The 21,688-nt window shown below is 73.4% G+C and carries 20 protein-coding genes; 11 read left to right on the top strand and 9 right to left on the bottom strand.

Annotation, left to right across the window (positions count from 1 at the left end; translation table 11 throughout):
- Positions 1–245: 245 nt before the first annotated feature.
- Positions 246–1,610: an FAD-dependent oxidoreductase gene (locus tag ACFYZB_RS29070; RefSeq protein ID WP_388763694.1), complete on the bottom strand. Its 1,365-nt coding sequence runs from the start codon at positions 1,608–1,610 to the stop codon at positions 246–248.
- Between the two features lie 220 nt (positions 1,611–1,830).
- Here ACFYZB_RS29070 and ACFYZB_RS29075 point away from each other — a divergent pair, with 220 nt between their 5' ends.
- Positions 1,831–2,904, top strand: a complete 1,074-nt coding sequence (locus ACFYZB_RS29075; protein ID WP_388763696.1) for an NAD-dependent epimerase/dehydratase family protein — start codon at positions 1,831–1,833, stop codon at positions 2,902–2,904.
- 33 nt (positions 2,905–2,937) lie between these two features.
- Here the strand turns inward: ACFYZB_RS29075 and ACFYZB_RS29080 are convergent, their stop codons facing one another.
- Positions 2,938–4,665, bottom strand: coding sequence for an NlpC/P60 family protein (locus tag ACFYZB_RS29080; RefSeq protein WP_388763698.1), 1,728 nt, complete (start codon positions 4,663–4,665; stop codon positions 2,938–2,940).
- A gap of 366 nt (positions 4,666–5,031) precedes the next feature.
- Here ACFYZB_RS29080 and ACFYZB_RS29085 point away from each other — a divergent pair, with 366 nt between their 5' ends.
- On the top strand, positions 5,032–6,984 hold the full coding sequence (locus ACFYZB_RS29085) for a DUF1996 domain-containing protein (protein WP_388763906.1): 1,953 nt from the start codon (positions 5,032–5,034) through the stop codon (positions 6,982–6,984).
- Between the two features lie 30 nt (positions 6,985–7,014).
- Here the strand turns inward: ACFYZB_RS29085 and ACFYZB_RS29090 are convergent, their stop codons facing one another.
- The 3 genes from ACFYZB_RS29090 to ACFYZB_RS29100 form a co-directional block, all read right to left on the bottom strand.
- The gene (locus ACFYZB_RS29090; protein WP_388763699.1) at positions 7,015–7,311 is read right to left on the bottom strand and encodes a lipoprotein; all 297 of its coding nucleotides are present in this window, start codon (positions 7,309–7,311) and stop codon (positions 7,015–7,017) included.
- Positions 7,289–7,501: a hypothetical protein gene (locus tag ACFYZB_RS29095; RefSeq protein ID WP_388763701.1), complete on the bottom strand. Its 213-nt coding sequence runs from the start codon at positions 7,499–7,501 to the stop codon at positions 7,289–7,291. The genes ACFYZB_RS29090 and ACFYZB_RS29095 overlap by 23 nt, the downstream gene beginning before the upstream one ends.
- A gap of 91 nt (positions 7,502–7,592) precedes the next feature.
- Positions 7,593–8,537 (bottom strand): GNAT family N-acetyltransferase, encoded by a 945-nt coding sequence (locus ACFYZB_RS29100; protein WP_388763703.1) that lies wholly within the window; start codon positions 8,535–8,537, stop codon positions 7,593–7,595.
- A 104-nt stretch (positions 8,538–8,641) separates the two neighbouring features.
- Between ACFYZB_RS29100 and ACFYZB_RS29105 the strand changes: the two genes are divergently transcribed.
- The 3 genes from ACFYZB_RS29105 to ACFYZB_RS29115 all read left to right on the top strand — a co-directional run bounded on the left by ACFYZB_RS29105 (position 8,642) and on the right by ACFYZB_RS29115 (position 11,990).
- Positions 8,642–9,100, top strand: a complete 459-nt coding sequence (locus ACFYZB_RS29105; RefSeq protein ID WP_351213503.1) for an NAD(P)H-dependent oxidoreductase — start codon at positions 8,642–8,644, stop codon at positions 9,098–9,100.
- Positions 9,101–9,480: 380 nt separating this feature from the next.
- Positions 9,481–11,679 carry a hypothetical protein gene (locus ACFYZB_RS29110; protein ID WP_388763705.1) on the top strand — a complete coding sequence of 733 codons (2,199 nt, stop codon included), beginning with the start codon at positions 9,481–9,483 and terminating at the stop codon, positions 11,677–11,679.
- Between the two features lie 38 nt (positions 11,680–11,717).
- The gene (locus ACFYZB_RS29115; protein ID WP_388763706.1) at positions 11,718–11,990 is read left to right on the top strand and encodes a hypothetical protein; all 273 of its coding nucleotides are present in this window, start codon (positions 11,718–11,720) and stop codon (positions 11,988–11,990) included.
- A 265-nt stretch (positions 11,991–12,255) separates the two neighbouring features.
- Here ACFYZB_RS29115 and ACFYZB_RS29120 read toward each other — a convergent pair whose 3' ends face one another.
- From ACFYZB_RS29120 to ACFYZB_RS29130, 3 genes are all read right to left on the bottom strand, one after another.
- Positions 12,256–13,056, bottom strand: coding sequence for an SAM-dependent methyltransferase (locus tag ACFYZB_RS29120; RefSeq protein ID WP_388763708.1), 801 nt, complete (start codon positions 13,054–13,056; stop codon positions 12,256–12,258).
- A 63-nt stretch (positions 13,057–13,119) separates the two neighbouring features.
- On the bottom strand, positions 13,120–13,773 hold the full coding sequence (locus ACFYZB_RS29125; RefSeq protein WP_388763709.1) for a GNAT family N-acetyltransferase: 654 nt from the start codon (positions 13,771–13,773) through the stop codon (positions 13,120–13,122).
- 348 nt (positions 13,774–14,121) lie between these two features.
- Positions 14,122–15,534: an ATP-binding protein gene (locus ACFYZB_RS29130; protein ID WP_388763711.1), complete on the bottom strand. Its 1,413-nt coding sequence runs from the start codon at positions 15,532–15,534 to the stop codon at positions 14,122–14,124.
- Between ACFYZB_RS29130 and ACFYZB_RS29135 the strand changes: the two genes are divergently transcribed.
- From ACFYZB_RS29135 to ACFYZB_RS29145, 3 genes are all read left to right on the top strand, one after another.
- Positions 15,488–16,363, top strand: a complete 876-nt coding sequence (locus tag ACFYZB_RS29135) for a helix-turn-helix domain-containing protein (protein ID WP_388763712.1) — start codon at positions 15,488–15,490, stop codon at positions 16,361–16,363. The genes ACFYZB_RS29130 and ACFYZB_RS29135 overlap by 47 nt on opposite strands.
- Positions 16,364–16,421: 58 nt before the next feature.
- The gene (locus ACFYZB_RS29140; RefSeq protein ID WP_351213516.1) at positions 16,422–17,237 is read left to right on the top strand and encodes an SAM-dependent methyltransferase; all 816 of its coding nucleotides are present in this window, start codon (positions 16,422–16,424) and stop codon (positions 17,235–17,237) included.
- 385 nt (positions 17,238–17,622) lie between these two features.
- The gene (locus tag ACFYZB_RS29145; RefSeq protein WP_388763714.1) at positions 17,623–18,123 is read left to right on the top strand and encodes a hypothetical protein; all 501 of its coding nucleotides are present in this window, start codon (positions 17,623–17,625) and stop codon (positions 18,121–18,123) included.
- A gap of 156 nt (positions 18,124–18,279) precedes the next feature.
- Here ACFYZB_RS29145 and ACFYZB_RS29150 read toward each other — a convergent pair whose 3' ends face one another.
- Complete coding sequence (locus ACFYZB_RS29150) at positions 18,280–19,434, bottom strand: PP2C family protein-serine/threonine phosphatase (protein ID WP_388763716.1); 1,155 nt, start codon at positions 19,432–19,434, stop codon at positions 18,280–18,282.
- 370 nt (positions 19,435–19,804) lie between these two features.
- Here ACFYZB_RS29150 and ACFYZB_RS29155 point away from each other — a divergent pair, with 370 nt between their 5' ends.
- From ACFYZB_RS29155 to ACFYZB_RS29165, 3 genes are read left to right on the top strand one after another with little or no spacing between them, the layout of a single operon-like run.
- Positions 19,805–20,512: a hypothetical protein gene (locus ACFYZB_RS29155; protein WP_388763717.1), complete on the top strand. Its 708-nt coding sequence runs from the start codon at positions 19,805–19,807 to the stop codon at positions 20,510–20,512.
- Positions 20,509–20,787 carry a hypothetical protein gene (locus ACFYZB_RS29160; protein WP_351213524.1) on the top strand — a complete coding sequence of 93 codons (279 nt, stop codon included), beginning with the start codon at positions 20,509–20,511 and terminating at the stop codon, positions 20,785–20,787. Before ACFYZB_RS29155 ends, ACFYZB_RS29160 begins: the two co-directional genes overlap by 4 nt.
- Complete coding sequence (locus ACFYZB_RS29165; protein WP_388763719.1) at positions 20,784–21,551, top strand: metallophosphoesterase; 768 nt, start codon at positions 20,784–20,786, stop codon at positions 21,549–21,551. The genes ACFYZB_RS29160 and ACFYZB_RS29165 overlap by 4 nt, the downstream gene beginning before the upstream one ends.
- The last annotated feature ends 137 nt before the right edge of the window (positions 21,552–21,688 follow it).

Genomic DNA, 21,688 nt, shown 5'->3' on the forward strand with positions numbered 1-21,688 from the left:
CACCCCCCAGGTCATCCCTTCGACAGGGGGGAACAGTCATGCCGGGCCCGGAGGCCAGCGGCCCTCTTGCAGGACCGCGAAGAAGATAACGGGGGGCCGCTCATGCGGAGACGGGGCCGGAGGTCGTGCCCGCCGCCGGCACCCGCGGGCGGTTCCCCGCCCGGCGTCGCAGCGCGTGCCGTGCGCGACACGCCGCGGGGCCGGCGCATCGGCACCGGCCCCTGGCCCCTGTGCGGAGTCCGGGCCTACGCCCCGCTCTCCCGGAGCATGTCCTCGCGCTCGACGATCTTCACGCGCTCACGGCCCTGCGGCTCGCCCAGAGCGCGCTCGGCGGCGTCCAGCTTGTACCAGCCCTCCCAGGTGGTGAAGCGGACCTCGCGCTCGGCGAGGAAGGCGTCCACCGCCTCCGGGCCGGGCGAGGCCGGGGTGTGCAGCCGGCCGTTCGCGTAGTCGTCCAGCAGGTTGGCGACGGTCTCGTTGGCGTCGCCCTTGGTGTGGCCGATCAGGCCGACGGGGCCGCGTCGGATCCAGCCGGTGACGTAGGTGGACTGCACCGGGGTGCCGCCCTCCTCGATGACCCGGCCGCCCTCGTCCGGGATCGTGCCCGAGTCGATGTCCCAGGGCAGCTTGGGCAGCTTCTCGGAGAGGTAGCCGACCGCGCGGTAGACCGCGGTCACGTCCCAGTCCTTGAACTCGCCGGTGCCCTTGACGTTTCCGGTGCCGTCGAGGGCGGTGCGCTCGGTGCGCAGGCCGACGACCTTGCCGTCCTCGCCGAGGATCTCCGCGGGGGACTCGAAGAAGTGCAGGAACAGCTTGTGCGGCCGGTCGCCGACATCCCGGATCGCCCAGTTCTCCAGGGTCTTGGCAACCATGTCGGCCTGCTTGTTGCCGCGCCGGGTCTCGATCGAGCCCTCGTCGTAGTCGATGTCCTCGGGGTCGACGATGACCTCGATGTTCGGCGAGTGGTCCAGCTCGCGCAGCTCCATCGGGCTGAACTTCGCCTGGGCGGGCCCGCGCCGGCCGAAGACGTGGATCTCCACGGCCTTGTTGGCCTTCAGTCCGTCGTGGACGTTCGGCGGGATCTCGGTCGGCAGCAGCTCGTCGGCGGTCTTGGCGAGGATGCGGGCCACGTCGAGGGCGACATTGCCGACGCCCAGCACGGCGACCTTCTCGGCCTCCAGGGGCCAGGTGCGCGGCACGTCCGGGTGGCCGTCGTACCAGGAGACGAAGTCGGCGGCGCCGTAGGAGCCGTCCAGGCCCGCGCCGGGGATCGGCAGGTCGCGGTCGGCCATCGCGCCGGTGGAGAAGATCACCGCGTCGTAGAAGGCGCGCAGGTCGTCCAGGCTGATGTCGGTCGGGTAGTCGACGTTGCCGAACAGACGGATCTGCGGCTTGTCGAGGACCTGGTGCAGGGCGGTGATGATGCCTTTGATGCGCGGGTGGTCGGGGGCGACGCCGTACCGGATCAGGCCGAACGGGGCGGGCATGCGCTCGAAGAGGTCGATGGAGACGCCGGGGTCGGCGGCCACCTCGGACTTGAGCAGGGCGTCGGCGGCGTAGATCCCGGCGGGGCCGGCTCCGACGATGGCTACCCGCAGGGGGCGCGGCATGATCAGGTTCCCTTCGAGCGTGAATGGGCGACTCGATCGGGAAGCCTAAACTAAGGCACACCTAAGTTGGTACGGGGGTCCGGTCTATGACCCCATAAGTGGATCTTATGACATACCCAGTGCCGCCTTATGGTCCGCTGTCGCCCTGTGGTCCAGGGTGTTCCCCTGCAGCATCCGGTGCCCGACCCTGTCCTCGGACGGCGGCATGGGGAGGGTGAGCGTGGGCGGACACGCGGGGACGGTCGTGACGGGGACGGTCGTGGCGGTGACGGGCGGCAGCGGATTCGTCGGCAGCCATCTCGTTCGACGCCTGCTGGAGCGGGGTTACCTGGTCCATGCCACCGTACGCAACAGGGCCGACGCGGCGAAGGTCCGGCCGCTGTGGGAGATCCAGGAGGCGTTTCCCGGCCAACTGGAGCTCTTTGAGGCGGACTTGGTCAACAGCGGCACCTTCGGCGCGGCGTTCCGGGGCTGCTCTGTCGTCTTCCATGTCGCCTCGCCGTTCCTGATGCCGGAGCGGATCGAGGACGGCCGACGGGACGTGGTGGACCCGGCGCTGCTGGGCACCCGCAACGTACTGGCGGCGATCGAGCGGACCCCCGAGGTGCGGACGCTCGTGTTCACGTCCACCGTGGGCGCGATCTTCGGCGACTACGCCGATGTGCTCGCGATGGACGGCCAGGTCCTCTCCGAACGGTACTTCAACACCACCAGCACCCTCGAGAACAACCCCTACCACTACGCCAAGACGCTGGCCGAGCGTGCCGCGTGGGAGGCCGAGGCGGCGCAGGACCGCTGGCGCATGGTGTCGGTCAACCCCGGGCTGATCCTGGGCCCCTCGTTCACCCCCGCCTCCGGCTCCGGCAGCCTCTTCCTGCTGGACGAGCTGTTCCAGGGCTACTTCTGTTACGGCGCACCGGACTTCAGCTTCACCACGGCGGACGTCCGGGACGTGGCCGACGCGCACATCGCCGCCGCCGAGAACCCGTCCGCGCACGGGCGGTACATCGTGGCCGCCGAGACCATGACGTCGTTCCACGAGATGGCCCGCATCGTCCTCGCCCGCCACCCCCGCGACCTGCGGCTCCCGCGCACCAGACTGCCGCACTGGCCGGTCCGCATCCTGGGCCCCGCCTTCGGCCTCACCCAGGACTACATCGGCAAGCACCTCGGCATCCGCTTCCGCGTCGACAACAGCCGCAGCATCCACGAACTGGGCCTGACCTACCGCCCGTTGGAGGAGACCCTGCTCGACCACTATGAGAGCCGGCGCGCACACCGGCGCCGCGGCTGATCCCGGTCCCGGTCCACCCGGCCCACGGACCGCTCAGGCGGGCCGCACGATCCGGTGGATCGCCGACTCCCCGGCGCCGTAGATCGACTCCTCGCGTATCGACGAGCCCGGGCCCGGCGCGTGCACCATCATGCCGCCGCCGACATGCAGGCCCACGTGCCGGTCGTCGTCGAAGAAGAGGACGAGGTCGCCGGGCTCGATCCCGGCGAGAGTGACCGGCGCACCGGCGAGCGCCTGCTGGTACGCGGCGCGCGGCAGCGGGACCCCGGCGGCCCGCCAGGCGGCCTGAGTGAGGCCGGCGCAGTCGTACGAGTCCGGCCCGGTCGCCCCCCACACGCAGGGTTTCCCGATCTGCGCCCGGGCGAACGCGATGGCCTTGGCGGCCCGCACGGCCCGGGGCGACTCGGGGTGGGCGGTGGGTGCCATGGGGTCGGCCGCGGGGGGTGCGGTGGTGGGCGAGACGTCCACGGTCGGCGTCGCGGTCGCCGTCGCTCCGGGCGTCGTCCATGGCGACTCCTGCCACTGGCCGGTTGCGGGGTCCGGGAAGGGGGCCTGGACGGGCGGTGCGGGCGGTACGGCCGTAACGGGCACGGGAGTTGGCGCGGTGACGGGAGCCGACGGTGCGGCCGTCGTCGGTACGGGTGGTGCGACCGTGACGGGTGTGGGCGGGACGGCTGTCACGGACGCGGGCGGTGTGGCCGCGACCGACGTCGGCGGTGCGGCCATCATGTATTCCGCCGGTGCGGCCGCACCGTACTCAGGCGCCGCGACCGCACCGTACTCCGGCGGGGTCACCGTCATGGGCGCGGCTTGAGCGGCTGCGGCGGCCGTGGTCAGTCGGGCGGTGTACCGGGTGATCACGTCGCTCGCTGCGGCCAGCTTGCGCTGGTTGTTCGCCTTGGAGGTGGCGGGGGAGGGGCGGCCCGGCGCGTTGGGGCCGGGCAGTGTCCTCGGTTCCTGAACCGGGGTGCCCTGCACAGTGGGTGGGGCGGGCGTCGGGAGAACGGCGGTTTCGGCGGGACCGGCGCCGGCCGGTGACGCAGTCCCGAGCCCGGCCGGATACACCGGACCGAGCCCGGTCGGTTCCAGCGGTCCGAGGCCGGTCGGTTCCACCGGTCCGAGGCCGGCAGGCCCCACCGGATCAAGACCGGCCGGTACTCCCAGCGGGTCGGCCGTCACCAGGGCTGACGCGCCCGGCAGCGCCAGGCCCGCCGGGCCCGCGCCGGCCGTCCCTGTTCCGTCGAGGGCGGACAACTCCGTGACCGCTCCTGGCAGTTCAGGGCGTCGCGGCCCCGGCAGCGCCGCGCGTCCGCTCTGCCGTGCGGCCAGGGCCAGGCTCTCCGGATCCGTCGCCCGGCCGGCCGTCAGCTCGGCCACCGTGCGGGCGGCGGCACGCTCCAGGGCCTCGGCCCGTCGGGCGGAGGGGCCCACGCCCAGGGCGTCCGGTGCGCCGCCCGTCCGGCCGCGGGAGCGCCCCGCCGCCGGGCGGTCGGGCAGCCGGTCGGCGGGCAGCACGGCGGGGACGGTCGGGCCGAGCTTGGCGCGTGCGCCGTCGAACCACTGCCGGGCGATCTCGTCGAGAGCGGGATCGGACCGCCGCGCCGAGCGCTTGGCCAGGGGGACGCCCCGTGAGCGCGTCACCGAGGCCATGGCCCGGGTCGCGTTGTAGTTCCCGGTCTCGTTCTCGGCCCGGTCGTAGAGGGAGTCGATCCGCTGCCGAACCTCGTCCCGCGCAACCTCGTCGCGGCTCTCCGGCGCCATGGAAGACACGCTCCTTCCTTGCCCCGTAGGGCAGTTGGGCCGTTGCGTCCGGCACGTCGAGGGCCGGGCGGCCTCGCGTCAACCTAGCCAACGTGTGTACCTCGTGTGAAGGTTGAGGTGTGAAATGTCCGATACGTATTTGTGATGTTCGTGTCACTGTTCGAAAGGGAAGGAGCGAGTTCCGCGTTTTCCTGTGAGGTCCCGGTGAATCCGCGATCCGGTTGAACACATCGGTGCCGCCCTCCGTATGAGCCCGGGGAGCTCCATGCCCGACCGGCGCACACCACACAGGGGACGACCTTGGCACGCAACAAGCGCAGACGCCCGACCGGCGCACGACGCGCGACCTTCGCAGCGATCGCCCTGATGCTGGGCGGAGGTGGCCTCGCCACGGTCAATGTCTACGCCTCGGCGACCGAGGGCTGGGGCGACGGATCCGGAGCGAACGGAACCGGACACGTGCTGTCCGCCGGCATGGCGACCATCGACTGCCCCGACATCGGCAGCCGGCTGACCGCCGTACCGGACGCCGCCCGTCCCGACGTGGACCGTGAACTCGCCCTGCTCGACCGGCAGACGGCCGAGGCCTACCGGCAGCTCCAGCAGTCCGCGCAGGCCGGCGGGCAGGACTCCGGCTCGGTCGACGACACGATCATGAACCCACTCAGGGAACAGCGGGCCGCCGCCATCGGCCGGATCACCGACGCCATCGACCGGGCGGGGGAGCGCCCGCAGGGCCTGGACGCCCTGGCCGCCTGCACCCTGCGCCCCGGCGGCGACGGCGCGAGCGCCGGCCCTCAGGCCACCGCCACCGCGAGCCCGGGTGCCCTGCCGGGCGGCGCCGGCCAGGGCGGCAACGGACCCGTCGTCTCCGACTACGCGGACATCACCTCGGTACCGCCCGCTGCACCGAACCCGCCTCAGCAGGCCGACGCCTCGCGCGGCAGCTTCACCTCCGACTGCGGTGTCAACGCGAACGGCCTGTTCAACTCCGACAACGTCATCGTCGCCCCCGGCGTCTCCAACGGCGCCCACCACTTCCACGACTACGTCGGCAACCAGGGCAACAACGCCTTCGCGAGCGACGACGACCTGGCGAACGCCGGCACGAGTTGCGTGGACCAGGGCGACAGGTCCACCTACTACTGGCCGGTGCTGCGCCTGCAGAACGGCACACAGGAGCGGGACGCCGGATCCCCGGGCGGCGGCACGGAGGGCAACGCCGGCCAGATCGTCACACCCGCGCAGGTCACGCTGACCTTCACGGGCAACCCGCGCGGCAAGGTCACCGCCATGCCGCGGTTCCTGCGCATCATCACCGGCGACGCCAAGGCCTTCGTCAACGGGCCCGGTAACGCCAACGCGTCCTGGAGCTGCACCGGTCACGAGGACCGGCAGCTGAAGGACAAGTACCCCCTGTGTCCGCAGGGCAGCGACGTGGTGCGCACCTTCCGGTTCCAGAGCTGCTGGGACGGCCGCAACATCGACAGCGCCAACCACCGCACCCACGTGGCCTTCACCGCCCCCGACGGCTCCTGCCCGGCCGGCTTCCGCGCCATTCCGCAGCTGGAGGAGCGCATCGTCTACGACGTCAAGGCGCCGAGCCTCCAGGACGGCGGCCGTACGGTCCCGCTCTTCGCGGTCGACTCCTTCCCCGAGCAACTCCACAAACCCGTCACCGACCACGGCGACTTCATCAACGTCTTCGACGAGGACCTGATGCGGCAGATGGTCGACTGCATCAACTCCGGCCGCGCCTGCGGCCCCGACGGCGACACCCCGGGTACGACGGCGTCACCCACGGCGACTTCCGGCTCCGGTACGACGGCCGCCCCGGGTTCCGGTACGACGGAGCAGCCCGGCGCCACCGCCACCGCCACCTCCGCACCGGCGCCCTCGGCCACGCAGACCAGCGAGGCTCCTAGGACCGACGCGACGATCACACCGGCCCGCACCACCGCACCGGCCCGCACGACGACAGCGACTGGCACCCCTGGGCAGCACCACACCACCGGGCACCACACCGCCGAGCAGGGCAGGTCCACCGAGTCGGCGCCGCCCCCGCCCACGTCCGCCCCCGCCGAGTCGGCCCCCGCCGAGTCGGCACCGGCCAAGTCCGCACCTGCTCACTCCGCACCCGCTCGGTCCGCATCCGCCCAGCCCACCGCCGCCGGATCGGCCCCGCCGCCCCAGGCGCAGGGCGCTCGGCAGGGCGCACTCGCGGAGACCGGTGCGCACCTGTGGCCGGCCGCGCTCGGCACGCTGCTCGCCCTGTCGGGTCTGATCATGCTGCTGAGGGCCAGGCGTCTCCGCTACTGACGGCCGCACCCCGCGGCCGGCCGGCTCAGGTCAACTCGGGCGTCCGCTCGGCGACTTCGTAGGCGGGCCGCATCGCCTCGCGCTCCTCGGTGTCCATCCCGCCGGGTGCAGGACCACCGGGCCCTCGGGCGTGCCGACCGCGAGCGCGGACTCTGTCTTCGTCGCGCCCAGGAGCTTGCTGGTGTAGAGGTACTCCACCTCCACGCCGGTCAGGCCGCCGCGGGTCCTGAAGGGGTGGTACCTCTCCTTGCCGGCGTTGTCCTCCGCGGCGACGAACTCCCGCAGCACGCTGCCGGCGTCGGCCTCACCGGACCTGCCGGTCCACACGCGCAGGAAGCCGATGTGGCCCGCCGGTCTGGTCGATCTCGCAGGCCGCGGTGACCGGACCCTGACGCAGGAAGGCGTCCGCGAGCGAGCCGCTCAGGTCGCCGTCGGGCCCCTTGGACGCCTTCGACAGCTCCGCCTCGGCGTCGATCGCCTTGGCCTGCCAGCGCACCGCCCCCACCCCGACCTGCACTTCCCTCCCCCTTCCGGTACAGGGGCGCAACCGTAGCCGAGGGCACCGACAGCGCCGGACGCGTTTTCCGGCGCCACCCGCCCCGCCCCGGTCAGCCGGTGACGAGCGGTTTGCCGTAGACCGTGGAACTGCTCCGGACCGTCATGCCCAGGCGCTCGTACAGCGAGAGCGCGCCGGTGCCGGAGTGCGTCCGCAGGGTGCAGGCCGGCCTGCCGAGACGGTGGAAGGTGCGGAACGCCTCGCGCAGCAGCGTGCGGGCGATGCCCCGGCCGCGCTGGTCGCGCCGCACCGCGACGCGCGCGACGTATCCCTCGTCGTGGCCCGGAACGTCCAGTGACAGCACGGCCCCGACCAGGTGGCCGTCGGCGAAGGCGAGCGGTGACGCCGCCGGCCGGAACGTGCCGCGTTCCACCGTCTGCCGCGCCCATTCCGCGTAGCTCTTCCGCCGTGGCTGCCACTCGTCGAAGGCGTCCTCGGTGAGCTGGTACGCGGCCTGTTCGTCGCCGTGCCGGAACGGGCGTACGGCGATGCCCGCGGGCGGATCCGGTACCTCCGGTTCGCGTGGCAGCGCGATCTCCAGCAGCCACTCGGTGACCAGGCGGGAGTATCCACCGGCCCGCAGGAGTGCGGCCGCGGCGCCGTCGCCGTCGGGGACCGTCTGCGCGAGCCGGTCGCCGCCCGCTCGCCGGGCCCTGGTCTCGCTCCAGGCGAGCAGCGCACCGCCGAGGCCCCGGCCCCGGTGACCGGGGTGCACATGAACCCTGGCCCGCTGCCCCTTCACCCAGCCGTATGCGGCCGGCGCACCGGTGGCGTCGTGCACGAGCAGCGTGTCGTGCTCCGGCCGCAGACCGGGCAGGGTGAGCTCGGCGCTGATCCGGTCGGCCGCGGTCTCGGCGCGGCCGTGCACCTCGCGTTCGTACGCGGCGACCAGGCGGTGGACCGCGTCCGCGTCGGCGGTGGTCGCCGGCCGCCATCGGTAGCCGGCCGGCAGCCCCTTCGGGCCGGGATCGGCCCCGAGTGCATCCGTGCCCGTCACGGCGGCCCCTCCCGTCGCTCCCCGTGTACAGCCACTACCCCGCCGCGCGGCCCGCCACGCCCGTCGTTTGCGAGGCGCCGAGCGGGCACGGCAGGGTGCGGGGTGTGCCTACCTTGCTGATCGTCCATCACACCCCCTCGCCCAACTGCCAAACGCTGTTCGAGGCCGTCGTCTCCGGCGCCACGGCACCGGAGATCGAGGGCGTCCGCGTCGTCCGCCGGGCCGCGCTGTCCGCGACCGCCTCCGACGTCCTGGCGGCCGACGGCTATCTGCTCGGCACACCGGCGAACCTCGGGTACATGTCCGGCGCGCTGAAGCATTTCTTCGACCAGATCTACTACCCCTGCCTGGACGAGACCCGGGGCCGGCCCTTCGGTTACTACGTCCACGGCGGCAGTGACGTCACCGGCGCCGTCCGTGCCATCGAGGCCGTCACCACCGGCCTCGGCTGGCGCCGCGCCGCCGACACGGTGACGGTCACCGGCGAGCCCGGCAAGGCCGACACCGAGGCGTGCTGGGAGCTCGGGGCCACCGTCGCCGCGGGATTGATGCCCGGGGCATGAGCCGGCGGCCCCACGGGCGGCCACCCGAACGAGGTGTGCACGCTCACGCGCGGTGACCGGCGGGGGGCGAAGCCCTCCCCCGCCGTCCGTTGCGACCGGCGGGGGAGGAACGCCCTGCGGCCGTTCGGGGGACATGGTCCGGGCCCGGCTGCCGAGGCGGGGCGGGGGAGTATGCGGCGGTGTGCGCGGTGATCGATGCAGCCGTCGTGCGGCCGTGGGGTCCGGGCCCGGCGGGCCGCACGGCCTCGGCGTCCGCTGCCTGGACGGATGAAGGTGCGGGCCCGGTGTCCCTGGCCGACGATGGGACCGGGATCGCGCCGCTCCGGCGCGGCTGAACCCTGTCTTGTGTCGTCGTACGTCGTCGAACGAGGGAGCGTCGGATGCGAGCGGACGGCCACGCACCCGGACGGCTCGCGCCGGACGGTCAGGACACCGGAGAGCTGCTGCGCCGGTGCGCACGGGACGTGGTGGAGGTCGCCCAGGGCATTCGCGCGGTGTCCGCACGCACCGGCACCACGCTGTTCGCGCCTCCCCTGACCGCCTCCGCGCGCCGCCGTCCCCGTACCGGCCTCGCCGCCCGGTGGGCGCTGCTGCGGGCCCTGACGAACGGACAGGGCCTCGGCGGCCCGGCGGACGGCGCGCCGAAGGGCATGGGCCAGGTGCTCGGTGCGGCGGGTGCGGTGCTGGGCCGGGAGAGCCTGGCCGCGCTGGTCGCCGTCACCTCGCTGCGCCTGCGGGTCGCCGCCGTGCTGGTGGACCACCCCGAGTTCCGACGCGACCCGGGCATGCGCCGGCTGCTGGAGGCCGTCACCGCCGACCGCGACCCGGCGGCGGTACGGGCGCTGCGCGCCCTGTTCCGGGACCAGGGCGCCCAGCGGGCCCTGTCCGGGCTCGCCCCGCTGATGGCAGAACTGGTCGCCGTCCGCGCCCTGCTGGACGAGGACCCGGAGCACGACGAGACCGCCTGGGCGCTCGCGTCGGGGCGTGAGCCGTCCGCCGAGCCGACCGTCTGGCCGTCCCCCCGGCCCTCCGCCGATCCGCTGCACCGGATCAGCGGCCCGCACCGCGCGGACACGGACCGGGGCGCGGCCGAGGCCGTCGACCTCACGGACCAGGAGAAGCAGTTCATCGCCACCGAGGGCTCGTTCCTCGGGTACCTGCGCAACATCGACGTGCTGTCCGCCGACGGACGGATCCTCGTGCAGAACGTGCGCGGTCCCGACGGTGTCGTCCGCTATGTCGTCCAGGCGCCCGGCGTGGCACCGGGCCGGCCGCGCAACGACTCCCCGCAGGACTTCGTCGGTGCCTGGCGCAACCTGGTCCTGGCCGACTCGCCCCGCACCCGCTCGGTCCTGCTCGCCCTGGCGGACTACGGCATCCCGCGCGGCGCGGAGCTCGCGCTGATCGGACACGGCGAGGGCGGGATCGCGCTGATGAACCTCGCCCAGGACGAGGAGTTCTGCCGCACCTACCGGGTCACGCACATCGTCGCCGTCGGCTCGCCGGTGGACGACAAGAAGCCCGCCGACCCGCGCACCTGGGTCGCGAGCATCACCAACCAGCACGACGTCGTGCCCGTCCTGGACGGCCGGGACGCGGGCTCCGTGTTCGACCCGCACCCGCACCGGTACGCGGTCGACTACACCGGGCCCACCCGTGAGTTCCCGCTGTGCCACATGCTCCGCGAGTACATCGAGCACCTGCGCACGGTCATCCCCGAGGCCCGCCGGGACGTCGACGCGGCACTGACGCCGTACCGCGGCCCGATCGTGCGCACCCAGGCCTACCAGCTCAAGGACCGCGCCCACCCGCCCGACGGCTACCCGTTCCTCACCCTGCCGACCACCTCCATCCCGACGACGGCCGGCCCGGTCGACGTACCGGTGCGCTACTACGACTCCTCCGTCGCCCACCTCTGCTTCCCCGTCTGCCCGGACGCGACGCGCCGCCTGCTGCCCGGCGTGACCTGGCTGACCCCGAGCCGGCTGGGCCGACGGGCCCTCGCCGTGCTGTCGCTCTACGAGCACCGCTGCTCCACGATCGGCCCGCACACCGAGATCGCCCTGTCCGTCCTGGTCGACGACCTGTGGCGGCCGCGCCCGTACGACGTCGCCGCGGACCTGCTGCGCCGCGTCGACCTGCGCCGCACGGGCCGATACGTCCTCTCCCTCGCCGTCACCAGCGACGAGGCCCGTGTGGTCGCCCAGGAGATCTGGGGCCAGCCCGCGATGCGGACGACCGCCGAGGTCGACCTGACGGGCCGGCGGATCGGCGTCCGGTCCGGGGACCTCGGGATCACCGTGCAGGGCCGGCTCGGACCGGGCGTCCGCTGCCCGGAGGCCGACTGGATCCTCTACGGCCGCCGGTCCGAGAGCACCGTACGCACCCTGGTCCGGGCCCACGGCAGGCCGAGGCTGCACCCCGGCACGGGCGTGCGGCTGCGACTGCACACCGCGGCGGCCGAACCCCTCGCCGGACAGCTGCGCCGGCTCGGCATCGACCGGACCCGGCCCCGGTTCGTGCTGACCTGCCCCCAGTTCATGCTGCACCGCAGCGCAGGCGCCGTCCTGCCGCGCTGAATCCCCCCGTCCTCATCCCCAGTCGAGTGGGAGCCGCCATGGTGACCGAGTCCCCCCGCGCGATCACGGCCTCGGCCGACGAACTCCTCGCACAGGTCGGCACCTTGCGGGCCGACGCCGACCGCATGGACGGCTACGCCCGTCAACTGCTCGCCACCGCGGCCACTCTGAGCGGCTGCCCGGCCGCGCCCGACTGGAGCCGTCCCGCCCTGGAGCAGCAGGCCGCCGCCTGCACCACGGCCGCGGAGCAACTCCGCACCGCCGCCGAGGCGTTGGACGCCCACGCACGATCCGGCGGGGCCCGGCACTGAACCCGCGCACGTCCCGGCGGCACGAGGCGGGCGCCCGGGAAAGGCGGTGGCCGGCCCCGCTCCTCACGGCGGGCCCCGCTGCCCACGGTGCATGACGGGCCCGCCCCGCGTCGCCGTCGGGGCACTCGGCGAGCGGCCGTACGAAGAGGCTGATGGTGGCCTCCTCCGCGAAGCCGCTGCGACGCATCAGCCCGGCCGAGGCGGTGTTGCGCCGGGCGGCATTTCGCCGCACAGGTCCTCGGGGAGCGGCCGGCGCGGCAGGTGGTCAGGGCTTGCGGGCCACCCCCACGTACACCGGCTGCTCGACGCGGACCCGCATGTCCGGCTCCGGGTGCCACTGGGTGACCTCCACGACACCCGGCTCGGCGAGCTCCAGACCGTCGAAGAACCGGACCACGTCGGCGTACGACCGCAACCGCACCGAGGTGCCACCGGAGCGGTACACGGCGTCTATCCGCCCCCACACCTCGGGGTCGAACAGTTCCGTGCCGCCGTGCGACAGCATCAGGTAGCTGCCCGACGGCAGCGGCTCCAGCAGGGTGCGGACGACACGGTGCGGGTCCTGCTCGTCCGTCACGAAGGGCAGCAGCGCGATCAGCGACAGGCCCACGGGCCGGCCGAGGTCGAGATGTTCCCGGGCGTACTCCACGATCCGCTCCGGCTCGCGGACATCGGCGTGCAGATAGGCGGTACGGCCCTCCGGCGTGCCCTTGAGCAGGGCTTCGGCGTGCCGCAGCACGATCGGGTCGTTGTCGACGTACACCACCCGGGCGCTCGGGGCGACCGCCTGGACGACCTGGTGCAGGTTCGGCTCGGTGGGGATACCGGTGCCCACGTCCAGGAACTGGTCGACGCCCTGGCCGGCGACGAAGCGCGCGGCCCGGTGCATGAACTCGCGGTTGGCCCAGGCCGAGTCCTTGGCGTCCGGGAAGAACTCCAGCACCTTGCTCGCGGCCTCGGCGTCGACGACGTAGTGGTCCTTGCCGTCCAGGAACCAGTCGTACATCCGCGCGGAGTGCGGCTTGCCGGTGTCGATCCACTCCGGGCTGAATCCGGTGTCTGTCACGTCGGCTCTCCGTGAAGGGTGGGGGGTGGTCGGTGATCGTGTGGTCCGGTGGTCGAGTGGTCGTCAGCGGCAGCGGGAGGCCGCCGCGCTGTCGTGGCGGTGCCAGACGGCCTCGACCACACGGCCGTCGGGCAGCGTGTGCCGGGGCGGCCCCTCGTCCGGGACGAAGCCGGCCCGGGCCAGGGCCCGTCGGCTCGCGGTGTTCCCGGGCTCCGCGCCCGCCCGGACGGTGCTCAGCCCGGCGTGGGTGTGCGCGAGGGCGGCGCCCGCGCGGAACAGCTCCGCGCCCAGACCCTGGCCGCGGCAGGCCGGCGCCAGCCAGCCGCCCATCTCGCCGGTGCGGTGCTCCAGTTCGAGGGCGCCGGCGTAGCCGAGGTCCGACCTGCGCACGCAGACGAGCAGCAGGGGGTCGTCCGGGCCGGGTGCGTACGGCTGGGCCAGCTTCCGGGGCACCCGGCGACCGTCGTCGCCGGCCGGCCGCCAGGCCAGCAGGGCCCTGCGGGTGCTCGGGTCGGGCACGACCTCGTCCGCCTGGGTGCCGAGCCAGCGCTGCGCCTCGGCGTCGGCGCAGGCGGCGAGGGCCGCCGCCACGTCCAGCCGGGTCCGGGGCGTGAACAGCAACAGCCGCTCGGTGGCCAGGACATGCCGGCCGGCCTCGGGCCCGCACCGCCCGGGCACGGGCAGCCCGGCCGTGGCGGCCCGCCTCCGGCGGATCACCGACCAGACCATGCACACCCCCGAGGGAACGGCCCGCGCGACGACCAGGGAACCCGTGCGGACGCCGAGCCCCGAGGATGCGGACGACCCGCACCGGCGGCGAATGTACCGGGGTTCGGGGGCGGGTGGGGTGTCGGTGGGGGTGGTTTTGGGACGGGGGAGTGAAGCGGCCGGGTGGTTAGGCGGGTGCGGGGTCAGCCGGCCTGTTCCTGGGAGCCGGGCCCGGGGCGGGTGCGGGTCCAGGACGGGTCGGCGTACGGCGCGGGGGCGGGGGCGACGAGGCGCATGGGCATCCTTCGGACGAGTGGGGGATGGTCCGTGGGTGGTCTGGTGGGGGCGGGCACGCTGTCAGTCGTGGTGTCGGTCGTGGCCGGACGGCAGCTCCGCCCAGACGACCCGGGCGGGACGGCCGGACACCGGCGTCACGCCCCAGTCGCGGCTCAGCGCGTCGACCAGGAAGAGCCCGCGGCCGTGCTGGTCGTCGGGCGCCGGGCGGCGCGCCACGGGCAGCGTGGGGCCGCCGTCCTGGTCCTCGACCTCGATCCGTATCCGGTCCGCCGTGCCGCGCAGCCGGCAGGCGATCCGTGCACCGGCCGCGTGCACGAGGGCGTTCGTGACCAGCTCCGAGGTCACCAGGAGCGCGTCGGCCCTGGGGCCGTCCGGCACGCCCCAGGCGGTCAGCAGGTCCTCGACGACACGCCGGGCGGTGCCGACGGCCGACGGCTGCGCGGGCAGCTCGAACGCGGCGGCGGAGCGGGGAGGCGGGTCCCCGGAGGCGAGCCGGTCGGGGCCGAGGGGCCCAGGGAGTCGACCGAGCCGCCCGCCTCCGGGTGGTCTCGGGACGCCGGCCGCGCTCGGCGGTCGACGCGCATGATTCAGGGCTTCCGGGCCGGGGAGCGAGCGTTCCCCGGTGTCCTGCGAGGCGCGCTGTGGTAAGTCGTCCGTGTCCTCCGGGGCGCGCTGGGGGCACTCCCCGGCGTCTTCCGAGGCGGGGTGTGGGTGGACTTCCGCGGCCCCTGCGGAGGGGTGTGGGTCGTCCTTGGTGCCCTCCGAGGACCGCTCCGGCAGGCCCGCCGTGTCCGCGCGACGGCCCGGTCCATCGGCGGCGACCCCCCACCCGCCGCGCCGTTCCGCGCTGTCCGGAGCCGGGTGCGGGTCGTCCCCGTGGTCCAGGATCAGGGTTGGCCGATTTGCGCTGTCCGGAGCCCGGTCCGGCCGGCTTGGACGGGTCGGTGTCCGGCCTGGGCGCTGGACGGCAGCGGGGGGTGGGGCCGGGCGGTCTTCGGGGCGGTTCTCGTGGGGTACCACCGGCAGGCGCAACGGGCCGGCAGGCAGCGGTGGTTGGGCGGGGCTCCGGTGCTCGGGCGGGTGGCGGAGCGGTTGGGAGAGGAAGGGCGGAGCCATCGCCGTGCGCCTTTCGTCCGGCCTCGCGTGGGGGTGCGGTGTCGGGCCGACCGCCCGCGCAGCGGACGACGGACCTCGTACGAGGCCTTGGTGCGGCCCGGTCTCCCCCAACCCGTCCGCGCCGCCCGCTCCTTGGGTCGGCCGGAGCAGTGAGTCCACTGTGGCACCCGCCAAGAACGCTCCGCAACCAGCAAGTTGAAATTTGCAAGTGGCGAAGTGCATGCTGCTCCGGCCAGGACGTGATCGAATGGCCCCGGGAGAGCGACCGTGTGCGACGGTGTCCCCGTGACCTGATGAGGGGGTGTGGGGCATGACCGCGGAGACCGACTGGGGCGGCGCCCCCTCCGTCCTGCGCATGATCCTCGGCCGGCAGCTGGAGGAACTGCGCACCCGGGCCGGCCTGAGCTACGCCGAGGCGGGCGCCGCCATCGGCGTCAGCCACTCCACCATCCGCCGCATGGAGGCCGCCAAGGTGGCCCGGCTGCGGCTCGCGGACGCCGAGAAGCTGCTCCAGGTCTACGGCGTCGCCGACCAGGACGAGATCGACACCTTCCTGAAGTCCGTGCGCGAGGCCAACAAGCGCGGCTGGTGGCACACCTACCGCGATGTGATGCCCGACTGGTTCGCCGCGTATCTCAGCCTGGAACAGGCGGCGTTGCAGATCCGGGCGTACGAGAACCAGTTCGTGCACGGCCTGCTGCAGACCGAGGACTATGCCCGCGCCCTGCTCGGCGCGGACAGCCCGCACGCCTCCGCCGAGGCCACCGAGCGCCGGGTCGCGCTGCGCATGCGCCGCCAGGAACTCCTGGCCCGCGAGGCGCCGCCGCGGGTGTGGGTGGTGATGGACGAGACGGTGCTGCGCTGGCCGGTCGGCGGACCGGAGGTGATGCGGGCGCAGATCGACCACCTGATCGAGGTGAACCGGCTGCCCCATGTGACCCTGCAGCTCATGCCGTTCGCCAACGGCCCCCACCCGGCGATGCGGGCGGGCGCCTACCACCTCTTCCGCTTCAGGGCCCGCGAACTGCCCGACATCGTCTACCTCAACGGCCTGGTCGGGGCCGTCTACCTCGACAAGGCCGACGACGTCGTGGTGTACCGGGAGGCGCTGGACCGGCTCGGCGCCCAGGCCGCGCCGGCCCGGAAGACCGAGGCCCTGCTCGGCGCGATCCGCAAGGAGCTGTGACGCACCCACCTGTTCGTACGCAAGTCCCCACCCCCCGACCCGAATGGGAGACACGGCGTTGCCCGACAACGGATGGCCGGCCGACCGCATCGACACCGAGAACGCCCACTCCGCCCGCATCTACGACTACATCCTCGGCGGCAAGGACTACTACCCCGCAGACCAGGAGGCCGGTGACGCCATGTCCCGGGAGTGGCCCGCGCTCCCGGTCCACATGCGCGCCAACCGCGACTGGATGAACCGCGCCGTGCGCTGGCTCGCCGAGGAGGCGGATATGCGCCAGTTCCTGGACATCGGCACCGGCATCCCGACCTCGCCCAACCTGCACGAGATCGCCCAGGCCGTGGCCCCCGAGTCCCGGGTGGTCTACGTCGACAACGACCCGATCGTCCTCACCCTCTCCCAGGGCCTGCTGGCCAGCGCGCCCGAGGGTCGTACCTCCTACATCGAGGCCGACTTCCGCGACCCTGCGGCCATCCTGGACGCCCCGGAACTGCGCGAGACCCTGGACCTGGACCGGCCCGTCGCGCTCACCGTCATCGCCATCGTCCACTTCATGCTCGACGAGGACGACGCGGTCGGTGTCGTACGGCGGCTGCTCGAGCCGCTGCCGTCCGGCAGCTACCTGGCGATGTCCATCGGCACCGCCGAGTTCGCGCCCGAGGAGGTAGGCCGGGTCGCCCGCGAGTACGCGGCCCGCAACATGCCGATGCGGCTGCGCACCCTCGGCGAGGCCCACGAGTTCTTCGAGGGGCTGCAGCTGGTCGAGCCGGGCATCGTCCAGGTCCACAAGTGGCATCCGGACGGCACCGGCGAGCAGAACATCCGCGACGAGGACATAGCGATGTACGGCGCGGTCGCCCGCAAGCCCTGACGGAACGGCCGGCCCGGCCAGGCCGCCGGCAGGCTCCCACAGACCAGGGGCCGGGGTCCGCACCCACCTCCCGGACCCCGGCCCCGCCCCCTTTCGTACGGCGGGTCGGGCGGCTCCCCTGCCCGGTGGCGTGAGCCCGCGTACGCCACCCGACTCTCCCGCTGACGATGACCGCCACGCTCACCGCGGCCGACCGAGGCGGAATGACCGAAAGGACGCGGAAACACGACCGGAATTCGGCACAACCATCCGGCTGCCTCATATTCCGGGAACGGAGTGGGAAAAAGCCGAGAGAAAGCGGAACCGGTGCGAGGGAAATGAGGTCTTAAGGTCCGTCGACGGCCGGGATCAGCCCGGTCGTAACGAAACCGGGGGAATGAGACCTATGTCCGTCCGTAGTCGCAAGACCCTCATCACCGCCGTCGCCCTCACCGGCGGCCTCACCCTGGCCGCCGTGACGCCCGCCCTCGCGGGTGCCGGCGCGAGCCGCACCACCCGTGCCGCCGCGGTGAGCTCCGCCCAGGGCGACCCGCGCAACGTCACCCAGCACGTCGCCGACTTCTACGGCGCCTACATCGACGCCGTCTGGTCCACCGACGACAAGTCCGCCGGTGACGCCGCCAAGGCGCTGCGTGCCTTCTACCTCTCCGCCGCCGCACAGAAGAAGGTCGCCGCCTTCGAGAAGAAGGAGCACGCGGACGGCATCCTCTTCGCGCAGAACGTGCCGGTGAAGTGGAAGGTGACCTACACGGGTTCCGGTGCCGGCCACGCGACCAGCCTGGTCACGCTCACCTGGGGTGACGGGCCGCACGCCGAGGTCAGCCGGATCGACGTCCAGTCCGACCTGAAGACCCTGAAGATCACCGACCTCAGGTCGGTCCGCTGACCGGGGGGCGTGCGGCCCCGCCCCGCCCCACTCGGGGCGGGGCTCACGCCTGCCGTGCCGGTCGGTGCCACCCGGGGCCACCTTGAGCCCGCGCGTGCGCCTCGGCGACCAATCTGATAGAGCGTCAGATTCTTGATGTACTTGCCGGCATACGGGTCACCCGCGCTGGAAGGTGTCCGAGCCGGTGGTCCGGCCGTGGTGGCGGCGTCGGTCGACGGCCGTGCGGTGCAGGGCGATGAGCGCGGCGTCGTCGCCCAGCCGGCCGCCCGCATGGGCGAGCAGATCGCGCCGGACATGGTGCATCAGCGCCTCGGGGGCGTCGTCGGTCCACAGCGCGACCCGCTCCGTGAGCGGATAGAACCGTCCGCGGGCGTCCCGGGCCTCCACCACGCCGTCGGTGTACAGGAGCAGGGTGTCACCGGCCTCGAAGGAGAACACGTCCAGCGTGTGTTCGGTGCTGCCGTGCACCCCGAGCGGCGGGGAGGGGTGCAGGCTCGGCACCGTGACGGCGTGGCCGGGGCTCAACAGCAGCGGTGGCGGATGGCCGCAGCTGGTCATCCGGGTGACCGGATCCCGGTCCGGTATCTCCACCAGCAGGGCGGTGGCGAACCGCTCGCCGGCCTCCTCCGGCGGATCCAGGTCAGCCGCGTAACGGGTGACACTCTGCTCCAGCAAGGTGGCCAGCTCGGCGAGCGCGATGTGCCGGTGCGCGCTCTCCCGGAACGCGCCGAGCAGCAGCGCGGCCTCGCCGATGGCGGACAGGCCCTTGCCGCGCACGTCCCCGATCAGGACCCGTACCGCGCCGTCGCACCGGGTCACCGCGTACAGGTCGCCGCCGATCTGCGCCTCGTCCTCCGCCGCCAGATACAGCGAGGCGATCCGCAGCGGGCCGATCTGCTCGGGCAGCGGCCACATCAACACGTGCTGCGCGGCCTCGGCGACCGTGCGGACCTGTGCCAGCTGGGCCTGCCGGCGCTCGCGCAGGGCGCTGTAGAGCACCAGCAGCAGGGTCAGCACCGCGAGGGTGATGATCTGCACGACGTGGTTCATGGTGCCGAGCCCGCCGTGCGTCACACCGATGAGGACCTGGGCGGCCAGGGCCAGCCCTCCGATGGCGGCCGTGGTCCGGGGCCCGGCGAACGAAGGGGTGATGGCGGGCGCGATCACGAGGGCGGGACCGAGGTGGACGCTGGTGGGAGCCTGCACGTCCACCACCGTGATCACCACGATGAGCAGGACCGGGAGCAGCAGCAGAGCGTGTACCGACTGCCACGGCTGCTGTGAACCCGCCGCCCTTGACCAGGGCCTCATCCCTCCAGCGTGCGCCAGGGCCGGACGCGACGCACGTCAGTGCGGCCACCGGCCGCCGGCACGGCATCCGGCGAGGGTGCGGGGCACGGGCCGCGGCCTGCTGATCACGTGCGGCGCCGCAGCAGCCCCTTCCCTGTGGGGGGGACTCCCGGGCCGGCACTGCGGCGCCGCCGTGCTGATCACGCCCGGCGCGGCCGCAGCGCCTTCCGCCGCGTCCGAACCGGTCTCGGCACTCCGGCGCCGGTCGTGGGGCCGCGGCCGCGAACCGCCCGGCCGTACGCCGTGTCGGTGCGGTCGCGCCGGGTACCCGTACGGCCCCCGGGTCCGAACCGGCCGACCCGGGGGTGCCGGGGTCTCGAACGGAGATGCCATGACGCACAACGGGGAGGGCGCCCCACTCCGGCGACCGGAGGTCACCGAGCTCCGCCTCGCCGGGGGCGGACCGGACCGGCCCGTCGCGGCCGCATCCGGGCAGCCGGACGTGCCCGCACCGGGACAGCCGGGCCTGCCGCAGGACCGCAGCCAGGCGATCCTGGAGGCCACCAAGGAGATCGGCGCGCTGCTCAAACGCGCCGGCCACCCCTTCGCGCTCGCCGGCAGCGTGGCCGTCTACGCCCACGGCGGCAGCCGCTACCTCCAGCACGACGCCGACTTCTGCGTACTGCCCGACGACGCCGAGGCGGTGGCCACCACCCTGCGCGAGGCCGGCCTCCCCGTCCGGACCCCGCCCGAGGACTGGCTGCTGAAGACCACCTGCCGCGGGCAGAACATCGACATCATCTTCGCCCTCGCGCACCAGCCCGTCACCGAGGACATGCTCGAGCGCGCCCATGTCCTGCCGGTCGACTCGGTGCTGATGCCCGTCCTCTCCCCGACCGACCTGATCCACAGCCTGATCAGCGCCTTCTCGGAGCACTACTGCGATTTCGGTGCCGTCCTGCCGGTGGCCCGCGCCGTCCGCGAGAAGGTCGACTGGGAGGCGCTCCGGGTGGCCTGCGGCGACCAGCCCATGCCGGCGGCCTTCCTCTTCCTCCTCGAACGGCTGAACGTGATCGAACCCCAGGAGGGGCAGCCATGACCGACACGAGCCCGCCGCCCCCGTCGGAGGCCGGCAACCTGGACTACCGCGTCGCCCACCTCGCCGAGCGCCTGGTCACCGGGGACCTCGGAGAACTCGGCGTACGGCTGGAGCTGCGCGGAGACGCCATCCTGCTGACCGGCACCGTGCCGTCCAGCCAGTGCCGGGACGACATCTGCACCATGGCCCGGGAGGAGCTGGCGGGGCATCCCGTCCACTGCGACATCCTCGTCGCCGGGACCTCCTCGCCCGACCACGGAGAGGACCTGACATGATCCGCGTCGCGGCCGTCGGGGACATCCACATGGGCCCCGAGAGCCAGGGCACGCTGCGTCCCTCCTTCGAGACGCTGCCCGAGCACGCAGACGTCCTGCTGCTCGCCGGCGACCTCACCCGGCACGGCACGACGGAGGAGGCCGCGGTCGTCGCACGGGAGATCAAGGACCTGGGGGTGCCCGTCGTCGCCGTGCTGGGCAACCACGACCACCACGACGAACGGCCCGAAGAAGTCGCCGCGGCCCTGCGGGACGTCGGCGCGCACGTCCTGGAGGGCCAGGCCGCCGTCGTCAGCGCGGGCGAGGCCCGGATCGGGGTCGCCGGGACCAAGGGCTTCGGCGGCGGATTCGTCGGACGCTGTGCCGGGGAGTTCGGCGAACACCTCATGAAGGAGTTCGTCCGCTACAGCCGCCGGTGCGCCGACGGCCTGCACAGCGCGCTGAAGGACCTGGCCGACTGGAACTGCGACGTGCGGATCGCCCTGACCCACTTCGCGCCCGTGCCGGACACCCTGGCCGGGGAGCCGCCGGAGATCTACCCGTTCCTCGGCAGCTATCTACTCGCGGAGGCCATCGACACCGCGGGTGCCGACCTCGCCGTGCACGGGCACGCCCACGCAGGCACCGAGCACGGCATGACCAGCGGCGGCGTCCGCGTGCGGAACGTGGCCCAGCCGGTCATCGGCCAGGCCTTCCACGTGTACAACCTCCCGACCCACCACGAGCAGGAGCAGGCGCGGTTGCGCCCGGGAACGGCGGTCTGAAGCCCCGGGCCGACGTGCTCCTCCCACGGTCCACCTGCTTCTCCGCCATGCGGCGGAAACGGTTCGGCCCACGGGACGATCCACCGGACCAGTCGGCCCTGCGATCTTCGATACCGCACGGGCCCGCCGGGCCCACC

The sequence above is a fragment of the Streptomyces sp. NPDC001852 genome (genome assembly GCF_042891825.1).
In the GTDB taxonomy this organism is placed as follows: domain Bacteria; phylum Actinomycetota; class Actinomycetes; order Streptomycetales; family Streptomycetaceae; genus Streptomyces.